The 16,879-nt window shown below is 70.0% G+C and carries 16 protein-coding genes; 10 read left to right on the top strand and 6 right to left on the bottom strand.

The annotated features are described in order from the left end of the window. Positions 1-27: 27 nt before the first annotated feature. Together ABN273_RS01750 and ABN273_RS01745 are read right to left on the bottom strand one after the other, a co-directional pair. A complete protein-coding gene (locus ABN273_RS01750; RefSeq protein ID WP_349446795.1) occupies positions 28-1,698 on the bottom strand; it encodes a hypothetical protein in 1,671 nt (556 codons plus the stop codon). Further along, positions 1,695-2,348: a hypothetical protein gene (locus ABN273_RS01745; RefSeq protein WP_349446794.1), complete on the bottom strand. Its 654-nt coding sequence runs from the start codon at positions 2,346-2,348 to the stop codon at positions 1,695-1,697. Before ABN273_RS01745 ends, ABN273_RS01750 begins: the two co-directional genes overlap by 4 nt. A gap of 345 nt (positions 2,349-2,693) precedes the next feature. On the opposite strand from ABN273_RS01745, the gene ABN273_RS01740 reads away from it, so the two are divergent. From ABN273_RS01740 to ABN273_RS01710, 7 genes are all read left to right on the top strand, one after another. Next, on the top strand, positions 2,694-2,942 hold the full coding sequence (locus ABN273_RS01740) for an acyl carrier protein (protein ID WP_349446793.1): 249 nt from the start codon (positions 2,694-2,696) through the stop codon (positions 2,940-2,942). After that, positions 2,917-3,675: an SDR family NAD(P)-dependent oxidoreductase gene (locus ABN273_RS01735; protein WP_349446792.1), complete on the top strand. Its 759-nt coding sequence runs from the start codon at positions 2,917-2,919 to the stop codon at positions 3,673-3,675. Before ABN273_RS01740 ends, ABN273_RS01735 begins: the two co-directional genes overlap by 26 nt. Continuing rightward, on the top strand, positions 3,675-4,982 hold the full coding sequence (locus tag ABN273_RS01730) for an AMP-binding protein (RefSeq protein ID WP_349446791.1): 1,308 nt from the start codon (positions 3,675-3,677) through the stop codon (positions 4,980-4,982). The genes ABN273_RS01735 and ABN273_RS01730 overlap by 1 nt, the downstream gene beginning before the upstream one ends. A 40-nt stretch (positions 4,983-5,022) precedes the next feature. Beyond that, on the top strand, positions 5,023-6,048 hold the full coding sequence (locus tag ABN273_RS01725; protein ID WP_349446790.1) for a LuxE/PaaK family acyltransferase: 1,026 nt from the start codon (positions 5,023-5,025) through the stop codon (positions 6,046-6,048). Further along, entirely contained in the window at positions 6,048-7,268 is a 1,221-nt protein-coding gene (locus ABN273_RS01720) for an acyl-CoA reductase (protein ID WP_349446789.1), read from the top strand. The genes ABN273_RS01725 and ABN273_RS01720 overlap by 1 nt, the downstream gene beginning before the upstream one ends. Before the next feature lie 103 nt (positions 7,269-7,371). Then, positions 7,372-8,043, top strand: coding sequence for a polysaccharide deacetylase family protein (locus tag ABN273_RS01715; RefSeq protein ID WP_349446788.1), 672 nt, complete (start codon positions 7,372-7,374; stop codon positions 8,041-8,043). An 8-nt stretch (positions 8,044-8,051) separates the two neighbouring features. After that, on the top strand, positions 8,052-9,533 hold the full coding sequence (locus ABN273_RS01710) for a hypothetical protein (RefSeq protein ID WP_349446787.1): 1,482 nt from the start codon (positions 8,052-8,054) through the stop codon (positions 9,531-9,533). Positions 9,534-9,559: 26 nt separating this feature from the next. On the opposite strand, the gene ABN273_RS01705 is transcribed toward ABN273_RS01710, so the two are convergent. The 4 genes from ABN273_RS01705 to ABN273_RS01690 all read right to left on the bottom strand — a co-directional run bounded on the left by ABN273_RS01705 (position 9,560) and on the right by ABN273_RS01690 (position 15,487). After that, positions 9,560-11,068 carry an ABC transporter substrate-binding protein gene (locus ABN273_RS01705; RefSeq protein ID WP_349446786.1) on the bottom strand — a complete coding sequence of 503 codons (1,509 nt, stop codon included), beginning with the start codon at positions 11,066-11,068 and terminating at the stop codon, positions 9,560-9,562. A gap of 125 nt (positions 11,069-11,193) precedes the next feature. Then, positions 11,194-13,068, bottom strand: a complete 1,875-nt coding sequence (locus ABN273_RS01700) for a hypothetical protein (protein ID WP_349446785.1) — start codon at positions 13,066-13,068, stop codon at positions 11,194-11,196. A 296-nt stretch (positions 13,069-13,364) separates the two neighbouring features. Continuing rightward, positions 13,365-14,015 carry a protein-L-isoaspartate(D-aspartate) O-methyltransferase gene (locus tag ABN273_RS01695; RefSeq protein ID WP_349446784.1) on the bottom strand — a complete coding sequence of 217 codons (651 nt, stop codon included), beginning with the start codon at positions 14,013-14,015 and terminating at the stop codon, positions 13,365-13,367. Between the two features lie 137 nt (positions 14,016-14,152). Further along, complete coding sequence (locus tag ABN273_RS01690; RefSeq protein ID WP_349446783.1) at positions 14,153-15,487, bottom strand: DUF1996 domain-containing protein; 1,335 nt, start codon at positions 15,485-15,487, stop codon at positions 14,153-14,155. Between ABN273_RS01690 and ABN273_RS59355 the strand changes: the two genes are divergently transcribed. The 3 genes from ABN273_RS59355 to ABN273_RS01680 all read left to right on the top strand — a co-directional run bounded on the left by ABN273_RS59355 (position 15,383) and on the right by ABN273_RS01680 (position 16,751). Beyond that, on the top strand, positions 15,383-15,661 hold the full coding sequence (locus ABN273_RS59355; RefSeq protein WP_502910924.1) for a CHRD domain-containing protein: 279 nt from the start codon (positions 15,383-15,385) through the stop codon (positions 15,659-15,661). The two genes, ABN273_RS01690 and ABN273_RS59355, sit on opposite strands and share 105 nt — an antisense overlap. Before the next feature lie 213 nt (positions 15,662-15,874). Then, the gene (locus tag ABN273_RS01685; protein WP_349446782.1) at positions 15,875-16,354 is read left to right on the top strand and encodes an ATP-binding protein; all 480 of its coding nucleotides are present in this window, start codon (positions 15,875-15,877) and stop codon (positions 16,352-16,354) included. A 220-nt stretch (positions 16,355-16,574) separates the two neighbouring features. After that, the gene (locus tag ABN273_RS01680) at positions 16,575-16,751 is read left to right on the top strand and encodes a hypothetical protein (protein ID WP_349446781.1); all 177 of its coding nucleotides are present in this window, start codon (positions 16,575-16,577) and stop codon (positions 16,749-16,751) included. The last annotated feature ends 128 nt before the right edge of the window (positions 16,752-16,879 follow it).

The raw sequence follows: 16,879 nt of genomic DNA, 5'->3' as shown, positions 1-16,879 counted from the left end.
TCTGGGTGGTTATCCGTTTCTCTGTGGCTATCCGGACAGCAGGCGGATGACCCGGCGCGCGACCTTGCGGGGGCGGGCCAGGCGGCGGGAGAGGCGGTATCCGAGCGTCTTGCGGTAGGCGGACGCCTTGCGCTGGCTCCTGCGCAGCTTGGCCTTCGCCCGCACCAGCTCGCGCTCCCGGTAGGAGAGCTTGGTCTCCAGGCGCGAGATCCGGGCCAGGGCCGCGGTCAGCTGGTCGGCCAGGCGGTCGCGGGCCCCGAGCAGGTCCCGGTACGTGGGCACGTGCTCGTCGGCGGGGCAGCCCAGCTCGGCGTCCAGCTTGCGGGCGCGATCGAGATCCCCCTGGTCGCACGGACGGCCGGCCATGCCGCACAGGGTCAGCGTGAGCTGGTCGGCCTCCAGGGGCCACGGCCACGGGTGGTGATGGCCGGCGGCCAGCAGCCGCACCGCGAACCGCCACAGGATCCTGCACAGGACGACTCTCGGCTCGGGCGGCGTGGACGGGCCCGCCGTGGGGTTGATGGCCGCGAAGCGCTCGCCGTCGTAGACCAGGCTGTCGGTCGCGGCCGACACGTCGCCGCCCGCCTCCAGCCATTCGGCCAGCTCTTGCAGCAGCTCGCGCAGGGTCTTGACGTCCTCGCGAGCGCACGCCTCGACGAGGATCTCCTCCACGACCCGGCCCGCCGGGATCGGGCGCTCGTCGCCGTCCGGGAGGCGCCTGACGCCGGCAGGAGTGAGCTCGTACAGCGCGGCCGCCTCCTCGACGAGCCCGAGCGGCAGCTCCGCGCCGGCGGCCTCGGTGTCACGCTGCAGCTCCGCGCCGGCGGGCTCGGTGTCACGCTGCGGGCGTGCGGCGGCTTCGCGGTCATCTGGCGGGCGTGTCGCCACCGCCAGCCACAGTGGCGCCAGCTCCTCCCCCAGGCGGTGGCGGAACACCAGGCGGGTCAGCCGGAGCGGGTCGGCCACCAGCATCCGGTCGCCGCCCCGCGCGCTCAACGGGAACGTGAGCGCGTCAGGGAGGTCGGCGGCCAGCGCCTCGCGGGACAGCAGCGCCCGGGGCGCCTGCCTGACCGGATAGACCGCGTAGCACCGCCGCACACTCAGCCCCGCCGACTCCAGACCCCTGTCGAGGGCCGCGGGACCGCCGGGGTAGGTCGGGTCGAAGCCGTGCGGCGCCCACTGGTCGTCGCCGCCCTCCCGGTCCGCGGGCCTGGCCTCCAGGAACCGGTCGACGCCCAGGTCGTTGCGTACGCCGAGCACCAGCCGCCCTCCGGGCGCGATCAGCCCGGCCAGCGCCCCGAGCGACTCGCGCCAGGCCGCCGCGGGCGCCTCAGCGGAGTGCGTGCGCAGCAGCCCGTCCAGCGCCAGCACCAGGTCGTACGGCTCCTCCGCGTCGAACACCTCCAGCCGCCCGCAGTAGACCGCCAGCCCCGGATGCCGTTCACCGAGAGCGCAGGCGTCCGGGTAGGAGCGCAGCAGCACGGCGGCCGACGGGGCCCGCGAGACCACCTCGTTCACCAGTCCTTGTGGATGCGGCCCGACCAGCAGCACCCGGCCGCTCGCCGGGATGAGCCGGCTGATCAGCTCGAACGCCGCGCCCCGCCAGTCCGCGATGCCGCCCATGTTGGACATGTCGGACCACAGCAGCATCTCCCCACCGATCAGCCTGACGTTCTCGGGCGCCTCATGCGTGTTCATACAGACCGCACTCGCTTCCATCCGAACATTCGCAGTAGCTCCTCCGGTGTCGCCTGATAGTCAAATCCCAGCTCGCGCCGCGCCATCTCCGCCGCCAGCTCACGGTCGACGTGCGTGCCGTGCAGCTCGGGCCAGAGCCGCATGCGGCGCGCCGTCCCGCCGTACTCGGGACGTTCGTCCTCGAACTGCATCGGATCCCCGTACACAGCCACCTCGCACCCCACCGAGGCGCCGTAGAACAGCGCGCTGCCGAGCCGGTTGGAGGCCACCCTGCGGTGGCGCCGCAACTGGACCAGCTGCTTGCGCAGGAAGTCGCGGCCCTTTCCCTCCCAGCGGGAGCCGCGCTCGCCATGGCAGATGACCCGGAACCCCCTCGATTCGTACGCCCGCCGAATGTCCGGATTCGCGAATTCCAGCCAATAAAGGCAGACCGTGACCCGTCCGGTCTCGACATTTCGGATCTCGTCGGCCAAGCGGGAGTGGTCGCCGCTGACGGAATGCTTTTCCCAGCCATGAAAGGGATACCAGATCGTACCCTTGCGCTCGGGTCCCACGCCCAGTTCAGGCTCCAGGTGAAGAAGGTAAATCCAGGGCGCGCCGATGAGGTAGTGTCCCCTGCGGCCCATGGACCAGCCGCGGCGGCGCAGCACGTCAGACCAGACGAAACGGGGATATCCGGGGCTGCACCAGTGGTCGTTCGGCGGAAATCCGTGGAGATAGTTCCAGCCGTGCTGGAGGAATCCTTGGATGCGTTTCGGCGACTCCTCCGGCAGGCCGCAGTATCTGCTGAGTATGCGCGAGTGCCCGTACCAGTGATTGGATTCGTCCATCATTCCCCCCGTACGGTGGACCGTGTCCCGTCCGACATTCCCAGTCCGCAACGGGCGCCACCCGCTGTTATACGGTTCCATTACTGGAGACGGGGTCTTGGTTTTTCCTCACTGCCCGGATGCCGCTACACTGTGTCGCGGCTTGAGGACAGAGAGTGAGTGATCATGAGTCATCTCGACCGGCTGCGGGCCGTCTTCCGCAGCGCGCTCAACCTTCCTGCCGACGCCGGCGTCGACGGGCTCGAATACCGCGCCATCCCCCAGTGGGACTCACTGGCCCACATGGCGTTGATCGCCGCGATGGAGGACGAGTTCTCCATCATGATCGACACTGACGAGATGATCGACATGAGCTCGTTCGCCAAGGCGGCCGAGCTGCTGGAGAAGCATGGCATCGGCGTCGCCGCCGTCTGAGGCCAGAGTCGTCCTCGTCACGGGCTCCACGGCGGGCATCGGCCGGGCCGTCGCGGCCACGCTGGCCGCGACCGGCCATGACGTCGTGCTCCACGGGCGCGACGAGGAGCGGGCCGCGAAGGCCGCCGCCGAGATCGCGGAGGAGACCGGCGCGCTCACCGACTCTGTCGCCTGCGACGTGGCCGACTCCGGGGCCGTGTCGGCCGTCATGCGGCAGATCTACCAGCGGCACGGCCGTCTCGACGCCCTCGTGATCAACGCCGGTGTCCACGCCGGCGGGCCGCTCGGCATGACCCGCCACGACACGGTCGACCGGCTCTTCCAGGTCAACGCCGTGGGCGCGACGTACACGCTGCAGTCCTCGCTCAGGCTCCTGCGCCGCGGCACCTCTCCCGCCGTGGTGCTGGTCTCCTCGATGATGGGCCGCATGGGCGGCGCGGGCCAGGCGGTCTACTCCGCCACCAAGGCGTCCCTGATCGGCCTCACCCTGGCCGCGGCCAAGGAGCTGGGGCCCACCGGGGTCAGGGTCAACGCCGTGGCTCCCGGCTACATCAGGACCGACATGCTCGCCACGCTCGACGACGACGCCCGCACGGCCACCGTCGCGGCGACCCCGCTCAGGCGGCTCGGCACGCCCGCCGACGTCGCCGGCGCCGTCGCGTTCCTGCTCTCGCCCGCCGCCGCGTTCGTAACCGGCCAGGTCATCGGCGTGGACGGCGGGCTGGTGCTGTGATGTTCCCGCATCCACAGGCCCGCCTCGTCGTCGCGGGAGAGCCGACGAGTCTCGGCGGCGACGAGCTGCTCCACCACGTCGACCGCGCTGCGGAGGCCCTGGCCCGACTGCGGCCCGGGCCGCTGTTCTGCGGCATGCGCAACAACCTCACGTCGGTCCTGCGCTATCTCGCCGCGTGGCGGTCGGGCCGGCCGGTCGCGCTGCTCGATCCCGACCTGCCGCCGGGGGCGCTGGCCGAGCTGGTGGGGCGGTTCAGGCCCACGGCGCTGCTCGGGTTCACGCACGCGGCCGACGGCTCACCGCCGCCGCGCGGGGACGCGCCGGACCCGCATCCCGATCTGGCCGTGCTCCTCGCCACCTCGGGCTCGACGGGCAACCCCAAGCTCGTACGCCTGTCGCGCCAGGCCGTGCTGGCCAACGCCGCCGCCATCGCCACGGCGCTGTCCATCACCCCCGACGAGATCGCGCCCACCAGCCTGCCGCTGCACTACAGCTACGGGCTGTCGGTGCTCAACAGCCATCTGGCGGCGGGGGCGACCGTGATGCTGACGGAGGCGGGGCTGCTCGAGCGGTCGTTCTGGACGCATCTCGACGCGCACCGGTGCACGTCGCTGGCCGCCGTTCCCTACCAGTACGAGATGCTGCGCCGGCTTCGTTACGAGCGCTCGGAGCACCCGACGCTGGCCACGCTCACCCAGGCCGGGGGGCGGCTCAGCCCGGAGCTGGTCACGGAGTTCGCGGCCAAGGCCGATCGGTTCTTCGTGATGTACGGGCAGACGGAGGCCACCGCCCGCATCGCCGTCCTGCCCCCCGACCGGCTGGCCGACAAGCCGGGCTCCGCCGGACCGGCCATCCCCGGAGGGCGGCTGACCGTCGACGAGGGCGAGATCGTCTACCACGGGCCCAACGTCATGATGGGCTACGCGGAGACGGCCGCCGACCTGGCCAGGGGTGACGACCTGGGCGGCGTCCTGCGTACGGGCGACCTGGGGCGGCTCGACTCCGACGGGTTCCTCTACCTCACCGGGCGGCTGAAGCGGATCGCCAAGGTCTTCGGCGTGCGGGTCAACCTCGACGACGTCGAGCGCCTGCTGCGCGGCTCGGTCCCGGTGGCGGCCACCAGCGGCGACGACCGGGTGACTGTGTGGGCCGAGGGCCTCGGCCCGGCCGGCTGCGCGGGCCTGGCGCGGCAGCTGGGGGCCGAGCTGCGGGTGCATTGGAGCGGGTTCGACGTGCGCGGCATCGACAGCCTGCCCTTGCTGTCCACCGGCAAAGTGGACTACCGGGACCTGGAGTCGCGCACATGACCGCCGAGGAGCGCCACGCGGGCGAGCCGGAGGGTGGCAGGTGAGCGTTTTCAGCTTGGCCGAGCCCGAGCGGGAGGCGGTGCTGGTGAGCGAGCTGGCGGCGCTTACCGAGCGGCACAGGCAGGCGTGCCTGCCGTACCGGAGGATCCTCGACGCCATCGGCGCGTGCCCCCCGTACGAGCGGCTCGCCGACCTCCCCTGGCTGCCCGTGCGACTGTTCAAGACGCACGAGCTGCGCAGCGTGCGCGAGGACCAGGTGTTCAGGGTGCTGACCTCCAGCGGGACCACCGGGCAGCAGCCCAGCAGGGTCTATCTCGACCGCGAGGCGGCCGCGGCGCAGACGCGGATGCTGGCGGCCACGCTCAGGGAGGTGCTCGGCGAGCGGCGGCTGCCGATGCTGGTCGTGGACAGCCGCTCCGTCGTGCGCGACCCGACGCTGAGCGCCCGCGGCGCCGGTGTGCTCGGGATGATGAACTTCGGCAGGGACCACACGTTCGTGCTCGACGACCAGGGGCGGGTGGACGCGGAGGCGGTCAAGGCGTTCCTGGCGCGCCACGGGAGCGAGCGGTTCCTGGTCTTCGGGTTCACGTTCATGGTCTGGCTCCACCTGCGCGGACTCGGCGCGGACCTGTCGCGGGGGGTGCTGATCCACTCCGGCGGGTGGAAGCGGCTGGCCGAGCAGGCGGTGGACAACGCCGAGTTCCGGCGGCGGCTGGCGGCCGAGTGCGGGCTGCGCCAGATCCACAACTTCTACGGGATGGTCGAGCAGATCGGCACCGTCTTCCTGGAAGGCCAGGACGGCGATGGGCTTTACTGCCCCGATTTCGCCAATGTCGTGATCCGTGATCCGGAGACCTGGCAGGAGGCGCCCGTCGGCGAGCCTGGCCTGATCGAGGTCGTCAGCACGCTGCCCACGTCATACCCCGGCCACGTGCTGTTGACCGAGGACCTGGGCGTGGTCCGCGGCGTCGACGACGGCTGCCGGCCGGGGAAGCGGTTCGAGGTCCTGGGCAGGCTGCCCAGGGCGGAGGCGCGCGGCTGCAGCGACACCATGGGGCAGGGCTGATGCTGGACGACCCGAAGCTGGATGTCCGCTTCCCCGCCGGGGGCCACGTGCCGGTCGAGGAGCTGCTCGGGGAGCTGGGCGGCGGGCTCGACGTGGGCGACGAGCGGATCCGCGAGTTCCTCGCCGCCTTCGGCAGGCGGCTGCTGCGGCCGGCGCTGGCCCGGCGCCATCCCGAGCTGGGCTCGCTCGGCTTCTTCCTGCGCCCCAGCGAGCTCGCCCGCACCGTGGAAGGGCTCAGCACCGAGCATGTACGCGTGCCGCGCGGCCTGGTCTTCCACATCCCACCGGCCAACGTGGACACCGTCTTCGTCTACTCCTGGGCTCTGTCGGCCCTGATGGGAAACCGCAACATCGTGCGCCTCTCGCCCCGCTCCGGCGCGGTCGCCGAGGTCATCCTGGAAACCCTGCACGAGGCGCTGGCCGACGCCGATCCCGTCATAGCGGCCACCCAGCGCATCGTCTCCTACGGCCGCAGCGACGGCATCACCGCCGCGCTCTCCGCCGCCTGCGACCTGCGGGTGGTGTGGGGCGGCGACGGCACCGTACGCGAGATCCGGCGGCACCCGCTCGCCCCGCACGCCCGCGACCTGGTCTTCCCCGACCGCTCCTCGTTCGCCGTCGTGCGCGCGGCGGCCTGGCTGTGCGCGCCCAGGGCCGCGCGGGTCACCGTGGCCGAGGGGTTCGTGAACGACACCTACTGGTTCGACCAGGCCGCCTGCTCCTCGCCCAGGACCGTGTTCTGGGTGGGTGCGGAGGGCGACTGCGACGCGGCGCGGGCCGACTTCTGCGAGCACGTGGCGCGGGTGGTCGCCGTACGCGGGTGGGGCGTCGATGCGGCGATGGCCGTGGAGAAGCGGGTGTCCACCTACGGCCTGGCCGCCGACGGGCTGGCGGAGAGCGTCGAGTTCCGGGGTAACGCGCTGGCCAACGTGACGCTGGCGGCGGCCGCCGCGGCACCGAGGCAGTGGCTGGGGGCGGGAACGTTCGCGCACGCCAGGCTCGGCTCGCTGGCGCAGCTGGTCTCGCTGGTCGAGCGGCGGGACCAGACGATGACGCACTTCGGGTTCGGCAAGGACGAGCTGGAGGAGCTGGCCAGAGCGTTGGCCGGGCGCGGGGTCGATCGCATGGTGCCGGTCGGGAGCGCGTTGACCTTCCATCGGGTGTGGGACGGGTTCGACCTCCCGGCCGAGTTCACGCGACTGGTGACCGTCATCAGGTGACGCTGTTCCCGCGGGCCCGTGCCCGGTTCGCGAGATGAGCGTATTCAGAACGAGACGTGCAGGCTTGCCACGGTCTGCGGATATTGGCCCTAGGCTGTGAGCCGTGGTGATTCATGCCCTGCTCGCGGTCACGCTGGCCATGACCTCGCTGCCCGCCCAGGCGAAAACGGTCGACTGCGCCCGCGTCAAGTGCCTGGCCCTGACGTTCGACGACGGCCCCGGCGTGACCACGCCCACCCTGTTGAAGACGCTCGACAAGGCGGGCGCCAAGGCGACGTTCTTCCTGGTGGGCAAGCAGGTGGAGCTGCGACAGAAGGTGGCCAGGCAGGCGCTCGCGCAGGGGCACGCGATCGGCAACCACACTTACTCGCACGCCTCGCTGACGCCCCTGCCCGACGGGCAGATCCTCGACGAGCTGAAGACCACCCAGAGCGCGATCCAGCAGGCCACGGGGCTGCGGCCGAAGATGTTCCGCCCGCCCTACGGGGACACCGACGACCGGGTCCTCGGGCTGGCCGGCGAGGCGGGACTGGCGCAGGTGATGTGGACGGGCACGACGCTCGACTGGCAGCTGCGTGACACGAAGAAGATCAAGGCCGCCGTGCTCAGGCTGGCCAAGCGGAACGGTGTGATCCTCATGCACGACACGGTCCCCGCGACCGTGAAAGCCATGCCCGAGATCCTCAAGGAGCTCAAGAAGCGCGGCTACCACCTCGTCACGGTCCCGACGCTGCTACGCGGCAAGAGACTGCAGGCTGGGGTCAGTTACCCCTGAGCTGGACCATGGGCAAGCGGAGACCGTGGGTCGCACTCGCGACCTTCCTGGTCGTACAGGCCGTGCTCGGATGCTGGTGGGCGGCCTTCTACCCTGGCCTGTTCAGCCGCGACTCGGTCCTGTACCTCAGTCACACGGTCGTCGGACCCTGGGTGAGCGACCACTCGGTGCTCTACGACGCACTGCTGTGGCTGAGCTTCACCAGGACCGGTGACCTGGGCGCCGTCACGTTCGCGCAGACCACCGCCATGGCGGCGGCGCTGACGTATCTGGCGCAGTCCTTGCGGTCACTCGGCGCGCCCCGCCTGCTCACCACGCTCGTGGCGATGCTGATGCCGCTGGCGCCGCCCGTGGGGGCGTTCTCGGTGACGTTGTGGAAGGACGTGCCGTTCACGATCTGCGCGATCGCCATCGCGGGAGTGTGCGCGCGGATCGCGGCCAGGCGCGCTGTCACCGTGCCGGCGCTGGTCGGGCTCGGGGTGCTCTTCACGCTGCTCGGGCTGTTCCGGGCGAACGGCTTCCTGGTCGTGGGCGTCGCCGTAGTCGCGCTGCTGGTGATCGTCACGACCATGCGCGTGCGGCTGCTCCTGGTCGGCACCTTCGCCGCCGCCCTCCCGCTCGCGCTCACGAACCTGGTGTTTCCGCACTTCGGCATCGCGGCCCCGGTCAAGACGTACGTGTACCACACCGCCTTCGGCGACATCGCGGTTGCGTACCGGGACCATCCGGAGCTGTTCAGCGAACAGGACAAGACGCTGATGGCTTCCGTGGCGCCCTTGACGCGGTGGTGGGCGGGCGGGACCTGCTACACGGTCAATCCGCTGATCTGGCGGCGGGACTTCAGCTGGCAGCAGGCCGACGCGCACGCCGCCCAGCTGCTCGACCTGTGGAAACGGCTGCTGACCAGCGAGCCTCGCATGATCATCGACACCCGCCTGTGCCGGGGGGCGATCGCGTGGAAGCCCGTGCAGGACGATCTCGCGATCGGGGGGATGACGTACCGGTTCTCGCGGCGGCCCAACGCCGACACCTACGTGGGGCCGAACAAGGTGCCCGACTTCCCCGGGCGCTGGGTCTACTCACTGCGGCCGCTGTCGTGGGAGCTGAACCGGGTGGCCGACCCCTGGCTGGCCGGCGCGCTGGCGCCACAGTACGACTGGCTGCTGTGGCGGGGGGCTTTGTGGGCGTACGTGTCTTATCTGGCCGTGGGGCTGGCTGCCTGGGCGCTGCGGAACCGGTACGTGCTGGGGGTGGCGGCCGTGGTGGCCGGGCAGCAGCTGGCCGTCCTGGCCAACATCTCGGCGCAGGACTTCCGGTACCTGGCCTCGCCCATCTTCGTCGGGGTGCTGCTGGTGCCGCTGCTGCTGGGGAGTGTGGGGCGGCTGGCGGTCGCCTCGGTACGGCGGGGCCGGCCCGCGCAGAGCGCACGTTCGTCCAGTGAGCTCCCCGCGCAAGACGAGCCGGACGTGCCTGAACACGGGACCGGCTAGTCGACGCACTCGCGGGCCGTTCCCGGTCAGGGACAGGCCGTCTCCGTCGGGTAGAGCCGTGCCGTCCTCGGTTCGTGGCCTTCGGCCGGGCAGAGGCGCACAACGCTCGGGACCGAGTCGTCGCGGTTGCCGGAGTTGTCGAAGGTGATGTTCCCGCTGGCGCCGCCGACCGCCGAGCCGCCCCGGACGAACCCGCCGAGGGCGGCGTTGACCCGGGAAGAGGTGACCGGTTGCAGGGCGGTGAGCGTGTTGACGGCGCCGGCGACGGTGGTCATGCCGTCGAAGCCGGAGATCGCCCAACCGCTGTTCAGGTGCGCGGGATCGAAACCGAGCTTGGTGAACGACTCCCGCAGCCTCTTCATCCCGCCCTCAGCCGGGAGCACGTCGGGGTCGGCGAGCGGTGTGTAGATCAGCTGTACGGTCCCGTTCATGAACATGGGGCTGCTGAGGGCCGCCAAGCGCTGTTGCTCGAGATTCGGATCGACCTCCTTGGCCCGCATCCGGCCGGCGTCCGAGGTGCTGACCACGGTGATGCTGGTGAACCGGCACTGCCCGAGTTCGGACTGGTCGGCGATGCTCTTGAGGAACTGCGGCAGGTGGCTGGCCCGGGCGGCGTAGAAGACGCTCACCGGCCCCGCGCTGGCGCAGATCCGCTGAGCTGACAACTTCACCGTCGCCGAGTCCCCCGGGTCGAACTTCACCTCCTGCAGCGGACGCGACTTCTGGTCGAACCTGGCGTGCACGAGTGGCAGCGTCGTGCACGTGTAAGGGTCGTTCATCGTGATCGGCGTCATGATGAACTTGAGCGTTTTCCTGCTCGGCTCCAGATATTTGGCGAGCTGATCGATCTGAACCGCGTTCCGATAGGCGACGCGATAGAAGTACCCAAGGCCGATGCCGTTCTTGTAGGTGTGTGACGGGTCGCAGCGCCGGTAATCGGGCCTGTCCTGCTGGGAGCCGTTCCCGTCGAAGCCCTCGGCCGTGATCACGTTGCCCACCATGGGGATCTTCTGCTGCGCCAGCACCCGGGCGGCGTCGGCCGTCTGCTGCAGGCTCAGCCCCATGCCGACGACGGCGGCGACTTCCCTTTCTGCAAGCAGCTCGGCCACCTCGGTCGCCGCCTGCTCCGTGGCGCCCATCTCGGCCACCACCAGCTTGATCGGATGCACGCACTCGGCCTTGTTCGCGTTGGCGTTCGCCTGCCCGGCGGCGATGCCTTCGAGCTGGTGCAGCGCCCGGCCGCCGCTCTCCGCCGAGGTGAGGGTCATGAGCGCGGCCACCGTCACGGCGTTCGCGCCCTTGGCGCACGAGCCGTCCTCCGCGGTCTCGTTCTGCTGCGCGATCTTGCTCATCACGTCGGTCAGCTCGGGGCGGTTGAAGGCGTACGGCCCGCTGCTGGCGCCGACGCATTGGTCTCCCTGCTCCCACACGCCCGTCATGGGCTGCCATCCGCAGGAGAACCTGTCCCACAACCATGGGCGGACGATCAGCACGCCGGGCATCAGAACGGCGAGTGCCGTGACGACTGCGCCCACGCGCCACCAATGCCAGAGTCTCTTTGGCCACCGCTCCGGGTTGGGCCGGATCCCCCAAATGTACCGGGGGGTGCCGTTCACGGGTGCCGGCTCCAGGCGGCGCCTCTCGTGCGGGGGGTGCGCGGTCACGTCAGGGCCTCGGCGAGCTTCCGGAAATGCTGGGCACGTTCGGCGAAGGGCCGGGCATCGGCGTCGGAGAGCCGCCTGCACGCCTCCGCGGCGACGGTGTAGTGGCCGCGGAGCACCTCCCGGTCGCTGAGCACGGGGTCGGCGAGCTGGTGCAGGGCGGTGACGAGCTGGGCGACAGCCGCGCGACGAGACTCCGCCGCCGTATCGGCCGGGGCGGTTGTGTCGTGTGGCGGCCGGAGGCCGGGCGTGGCGACGATGCGATCGAGACATTCCAACCACTCGGCCCCGGATGCCTCGCCCAGGAGCTTGAACAGCTCCGTCACCACGGTCTCGTGGTTGCCGAGCGCGAGCTCGTGATGGAGTCTCCCGCAGACGTCCTCGTCTGCCGTGTGGTCACGGAGCCGTTCGAAGACCCTGGTCCAGCTCGCCGAGTGGTTGCCAGGGCGCTCGGCCAGCCGGCGCAGCAGCAGGAAGCGTACGAACGGCGCCATCGCCCACCGGCCCCTGGGTTGCGGCATGGGCCACAACGACGGTGAGGTGAACAGGATCGGCTCGGCGTGGACCGTATTGTCGAGGAGCGGTGTCAGGCACTGCGCCTCCTCGTTGTCACGTGCTCCGGCCAGCGTGATCAGGGCCTCTCTGAGGTGCTCATGAAGGCGCTTGCGCGGGCTGAGATCCGCCGTGATCCTGTCGATCAGGTAGCTCTCCATCGTCTGGCCCTGCTCCGGCGCGTGCTCGGACAGGACCCGTCCTAGATCGTCGATGACTTTCGGATCATTCCGGAGCTGGGCCAGCACGAGGTCCGTGGCCTCGGCGTGCCCGCCGGTGAGCCGCAGGACGGCATTGGTGATCGTGCCGACCCCGAGGGAGGGCGGCCACCAGGTGAGATCCGCTTCCACCAGGTACTCGACGGCATCCGTGGTGAACCCGTCGAGGAGGACTCGCAGCCACGTCCCAGCATTGTGGAGGTCGGATCTGGACAGATCGGCCAGCGCGGACTCCGGCCACTGCGCGGCCCGTTCGCTCAGGCCGGCCGACTCGGCCAGGATGTAACCGCCGCTGGTGGTGATCACGGTCAGCGGGTCCCGGGGCACTCCGTGGCGCTCCAGCTTGGAACGTGCCTTGACCAGGGTTTTCAGGAACTGCCCCGCCGAGGGGGCGTCGCCGTTGTCGAGCAGCAGGACCGCGCGGGAGGGGTGGTTGACGGCGCGGTCGAAGCTGTCACGCAGGTCGGCCAGCAGTGCCGTCATCAGCAGGCGGTCGACGTTCTCCCGCACGCCCGCGCCCGGGTCGTCGGCCTGCCGGCTGAGCCGGACCAGCGCGCGTTCGGGATCGTGGCAGAAGTCCTGGTCCTGGTGCTCGAACCAGGCCAGCGCGTCCCGCCAGAGCAGCTTCGACCGCAGGCCCGACTTGCCGAGCCGCCCGATCATCTCCTCGAGGGTCTTGTCCAGACTCGGAGCGTCGAGACCGAGAGTGCCCGCGGCCACGGGCAGCAGTCGCTGCAGCAGAGTCACGACCAGGCTCGGGTCCTGGTAGGTGTTGATCCGCTCGCGCAGGGTCCGGACGCTCTTTTCCGGGTCGGACTCGTTGATCGGGGCGGACATCGCTATGTGGGCCAGCACCACCCGCGGAAAGGAGACCCGGTAGCCGGGGGCCTCGGCTGTCAGGCCCAGCATGACGGCCTTCAGCACGGACCGCATGGAGTCGGAGTCGTCGCCACCGGCCAGCGGGTCCACCCTCGCGATCGGGGTCGTCCTCGCCCACCGGCGCCACGTGTCGTCGAGTACGCGCGAGCGACCGGAGCCGCCGACTCCTTCCAAAATCAGGATCGGCCGGGGAAAGTCTGCTCTGCCCTCGGGATCGCGTTTCACGCGGATGAGTTCATCGATCAGCGAAACGAGGCTCGACCGTGGGGAAACCGTCATGCGCACACTCCCGCCTGGCCTTCGGGCAGAACCTGCCGGACTGGCCGGGAACCGTAGCAGCCGATGAATGCGTAATGACCTCAATTACCGGACAGACTACGGGACGGGTCCCGAAAAGGGATCAGTAAAGTGATGATCTATTCCTTGATCGGCGGGCGCCGTCATCACCGGCGTTTATCTCAGTCGTCAAGCACACAAATTCCGATTTTCATGACTTGATCGTCTGAGGGAGGTATGGGCGGCTAGCGTTCGGGTGGCTCGGTGCCCGGGGCGTCCACGTGCTCGCCGATCAGCGGGACGAACCGGGCGGGTGTCAGCAGGCGCTCCTGGATCAGGCGGCCCTGGCGCTTGCCGAAGAGCGTGACGATCTCGTGCAGGTTCTTCTGGATCGGCATGACCAGGCGCCCGCCCTCGGCCAGCTGCTCGGCGAGCGGGGCAGGCACCGCCGGGGCCGTGGCGGACACGACGACGGCGTCGAAGGGCGCGTGCTCCGGGAGGCCGGCGGTGCCGTCACCGACCACCACCTCGGCGTTGCTCACCCCTGCTGAGGCGAGGTTGGCCCGCGCGTGCTCGGCCAGATCGGCGTGGCGCTCCATCGAATACACCTGGCGGACCAGGCGGGCCAGCAGGGCGGTCTGGTAGCCGTACCCGGTGCCGATCTCCAGGACCGTCTGCGTGGCCGACAGCCGCAGGGCGTCGATCATCTGCGCGATCAGGGACGGCTGGGAAGTGGGCTGGCCGTGGCCGATCGGGATGGGCTCGTCCTGCGAGGCACGCGCGGCGTAGCGCGGCGGCACGAAACGGTCACGCGGCGTGGTGGCGATGGCGGCGAGCAGCCGCGGATCTTCCACCCCTGACCACTGGGCGGCCTCCACCAGCGTGTCGTACCTCATCGGCGGTCACCGGCCGCAGGCCCCTGCCGGCGCGCTTGTCCGTGCCATGCCCACCTGCTTCCCCGCAGGTCAGGTTCGATACCGCCGTGGATGACGCGGCCACCACACCGCGGAGGTGTGGTGCCCGGTCGTGCGCGTCAGCAGTCCTTGCCGCTGTTGATGCAGCGGACGACGGTGTTCATGAGCTTCTCCGACATCACCCCGATGGAGCCGGCGTGGTCGGTGCTCGGGTCGTGCTGCTCGCTGGCGAATCCGTCCACCGCGAAGGGGACGTCCGCTGTGTTGGGCACGTTCTCGTAGGTCAGCGTCATCCGGAGTTGCGGCACCGCCTCGGTGCCGCTCGGGCAGGCGCCGGTCTCGTCAGGGAAGACGAGGTGCGTACGGTGGCCGGCGCTGTCGAGGTTCTGGCCGTCCCAGCAGCTGGGCATGTCGAAGACACGGACCAGCTCGCTGCCGGAGGGACAGATCGGATACTTGTCGGTCAGGCGGTCGGTGAAACCCGTGCAGGTCCACGTCGGCCGGGCGTCGGCGGCACCGTTGGTGGCCGCCCTGGCCTCGCCGGAGACCATCCTGAGGAATCGTGGTGCGGCCGTGACGTCTGATGTGGGGTTGCCGCGGTATTCGAGTCTGACTGTCGATGGCTGTACGGCGGTGCCGACGTTGTTCGTGCCGGCCTGGCCGCTCTCGTCGTCGGACCCGCGTACGCGCAGGGTCGGCCAGAAGTAGGCGGACCGGTCGGCGCTCGTGCGGCAGGTGGTGTCCGCGGCGGCGAGGGTCTCGTTGGTCGAGAAGGCGTCGGTGGACGTGTTGCCCACGTAATCCAGCTGGAGTTGGGCCCCGTCGGACATGCCCGGGGCGAGGATGACGTTGTCGGCGTTGGAATGGCCCGCGCTGTTCGTACCGCATTGGGAGACGAACGTGCCCGTTGATCCGTTCTCGCCCGCTTGAGGCTGCTCCGCCTCGGGAACCTGGCGGATGTCGACGAAGTCGTCGGCCGAGGGGCCGACGTCCGCCGCGTTCGTGGCGGCGTCGCCGGCCGAGTCGCCGAGCGTGCAGGTGTCGAGTCCGTTGAGGCCGGTGGGGCGCTGTGCGACGCGTCCGATGGCGATGGAGATGCGGTCGATGGTGGCGGCTCGTTTACCGGCCAGAGGACCGAGGATGGCGTTCTGCACGAAGTTCGGGCCGCCCTGCCCTGCCGAACGGGACAGCCGGTCATTGGCCTCCTGGATCTGTTTGTCGAGCAGTGCGAGGTTACGGTCGACCTCGGCCTTGGCGGCCGTGGGGACCTCGGTCAGCTTGTCGGCCACGCTGGGACAGACGATGGACTGCGCCGCGGCCGTGCCGAGGTGGACGTTCACCGTGCCGGCCTGCGCGGACAGCGGAGAGCCCCACAGGACGACTGCGACGCTCCCGCCCAGGGAAACAGCCCCCAGCCACGGTCTGAATCGTCTTCCCCCCGATGGACTTCGCATGCGACCACTCCCTCCGGTCCCGCCGGCGTCAACGGCATCGCGGGCACCGGCAGCACCACGCCCAAGGTCGCCCGTGGCATCAAGCACAACCCCAAGGACTGGTACGTGAACCTGCACACGAGCGAGTTCCCCGGCGGCGCGGTGCGCGGCCAGCTCCACCGGGGCGGTTGGTAAGCGGACACCCGCGGACTGGCGTTGGCCTGGGCGTCTCCCGGGGCACCTACGTAGTCCGAAATAGGTACCCATATGGGGATTTCTCACCTCTTCTCCTGGTGGCGCGGTGCGGCATTCTCATGGTGTGAGCGATCCGGGCTCACCTGAAGACAGGACCGGGGGTGAACCGGACGGCAGCGTCAAGGCTTCAGCTGCCGCTCGGGATGTAGAGCTATGAACAGGGTTTCGTGGAGCAGGATCTGGACAGCGGCGATCGGCCAGGGCTCGGTGGCGCGCCGGACGGCCTCGTGGTGGCTGTCGCCCGACCTGGGCTCGGTGCGCAGTGCACGTCGGCTGACGCGTGAGAAGCTTGCCGACTGGGGCTTGGAAGACCAGATCGAGGTCGCGGAACTGCTCGTCAGCGAGTTGGTCGCCAACGCGCTGGAGCACGCGTACGGACAGGTCCGCCTCAGCTTCTGCGCCGAGGACGGGCTGCTGCGTTGCGCGGTCGAGGACGAGAATCCCGAGCTGCCGAGCATGCGTACCGCTGACGTGGACGCGGAGGGCGGCCGCGGGCTGTTCCTGGTCGACGCGCTCTCCGGCTCCTGGGGCGGTGTCCGCACCCCGCGCGGCAAGGCCCTCTGGTTCGAACTTCCGGTGTTCGCCGACGCCGAAGCCGCCCCCATGGGCGCTCTTGCACCGGTCGCCGCCTGAACCCCGTCGCGCCAACGCCCACAGCAGCAGCCCGCCCCTCTCCGCCTGTCCGGCCACTGCGCGAGCACCCTCCACAGCGCGAGGCGCCCGGCCAGGACGAGGCTCTCGGCGAAGATCAGCGCATGGGTACGGCCGATGGAGTTGATCTCTCGCCCGTACAGCAAACGAAAATGGGACATTTATTACGAGAAGGGGATAAACTGGGGCAACTGGAGGTGCCATGAGCAATCTTGTGACACTGGCCGCGTCAGTAGACGGTCGGCCGACGCTCGAACAGATCGATGCAATGCTGGCCGAACTGCGCCAGATGCCTCGCAACCAGTTCGTCACCGAACTGATCGACGATCTACTGGACTACCGTTCTCTGCTGGACTACCGATCCAAGCAGGCTTCCTGATCTCTTGGCCGGTGCCGCGATGACCGGAGACGGCTGCCGCCTTCTCCCTTGGCGGCATATCTGTCCGATGGTCTGGCCAGGCGTGTAGTTCCACTGCGGATCTCCATCGCCTGACCAGCTCATCGTCT

It is taken from the genome of Nonomuraea sp. B19D2 (assembly GCF_040137845.1).
Taxonomy (GTDB): domain Bacteria; phylum Actinomycetota; class Actinomycetes; order Streptosporangiales; family Streptosporangiaceae; genus Nonomuraea.
Note: the sequence above shows the minus strand (reverse complement) of the source record. Positions and strands in the feature narration are given on the sequence as shown.

Coding starts and splice junctions, on each gene's coding strand:
- ABN273_RS01730 (WP_349446791.1), top strand. CDS start 3,675: ATGTTCCCGCATCCACAGGCCCGCCTCGTCGTCGCGGGAGAGCCGACG.
- ABN273_RS01685 (WP_349446782.1), top strand. CDS start 15,875: ATGAACAGGGTTTCGTGGAGCAGGATCTGGACAGCGGCGATCGGCCAG.
- ABN273_RS01735 (WP_349446792.1), top strand. CDS start 2,917: ATGGCATCGGCGTCGCCGCCGTCTGAGGCCAGAGTCGTCCTCGTCACG.
- ABN273_RS01695 (WP_349446784.1), bottom strand. CDS start 14,015: ATGAGGTACGACACGCTGGTGGAGGCCGCCCAGTGGTCAGGGGTGGAA.
- ABN273_RS01750 (WP_349446795.1), bottom strand. CDS start 1,698: ATGAACACGCATGAGGCGCCCGAGAACGTCAGGCTGATCGGTGGGGAG.
- ABN273_RS01690 (WP_349446783.1), bottom strand. CDS start 15,487: ATGCGAAGTCCATCGGGGGGAAGACGATTCAGACCGTGGCTGGGGGCT.
- ABN273_RS01680 (WP_349446781.1), top strand. CDS start 16,575: ATGAGCAATCTTGTGACACTGGCCGCGTCAGTAGACGGTCGGCCGACG.
- ABN273_RS01740 (WP_349446793.1), top strand. CDS start 2,694: ATGAGTCATCTCGACCGGCTGCGGGCCGTCTTCCGCAGCGCGCTCAAC.
- ABN273_RS01720 (WP_349446789.1), top strand. CDS start 6,048: ATGCTGGACGACCCGAAGCTGGATGTCCGCTTCCCCGCCGGGGGCCAC.
- ABN273_RS01710 (WP_349446787.1), top strand. CDS start 8,052: ATGGGCAAGCGGAGACCGTGGGTCGCACTCGCGACCTTCCTGGTCGTA.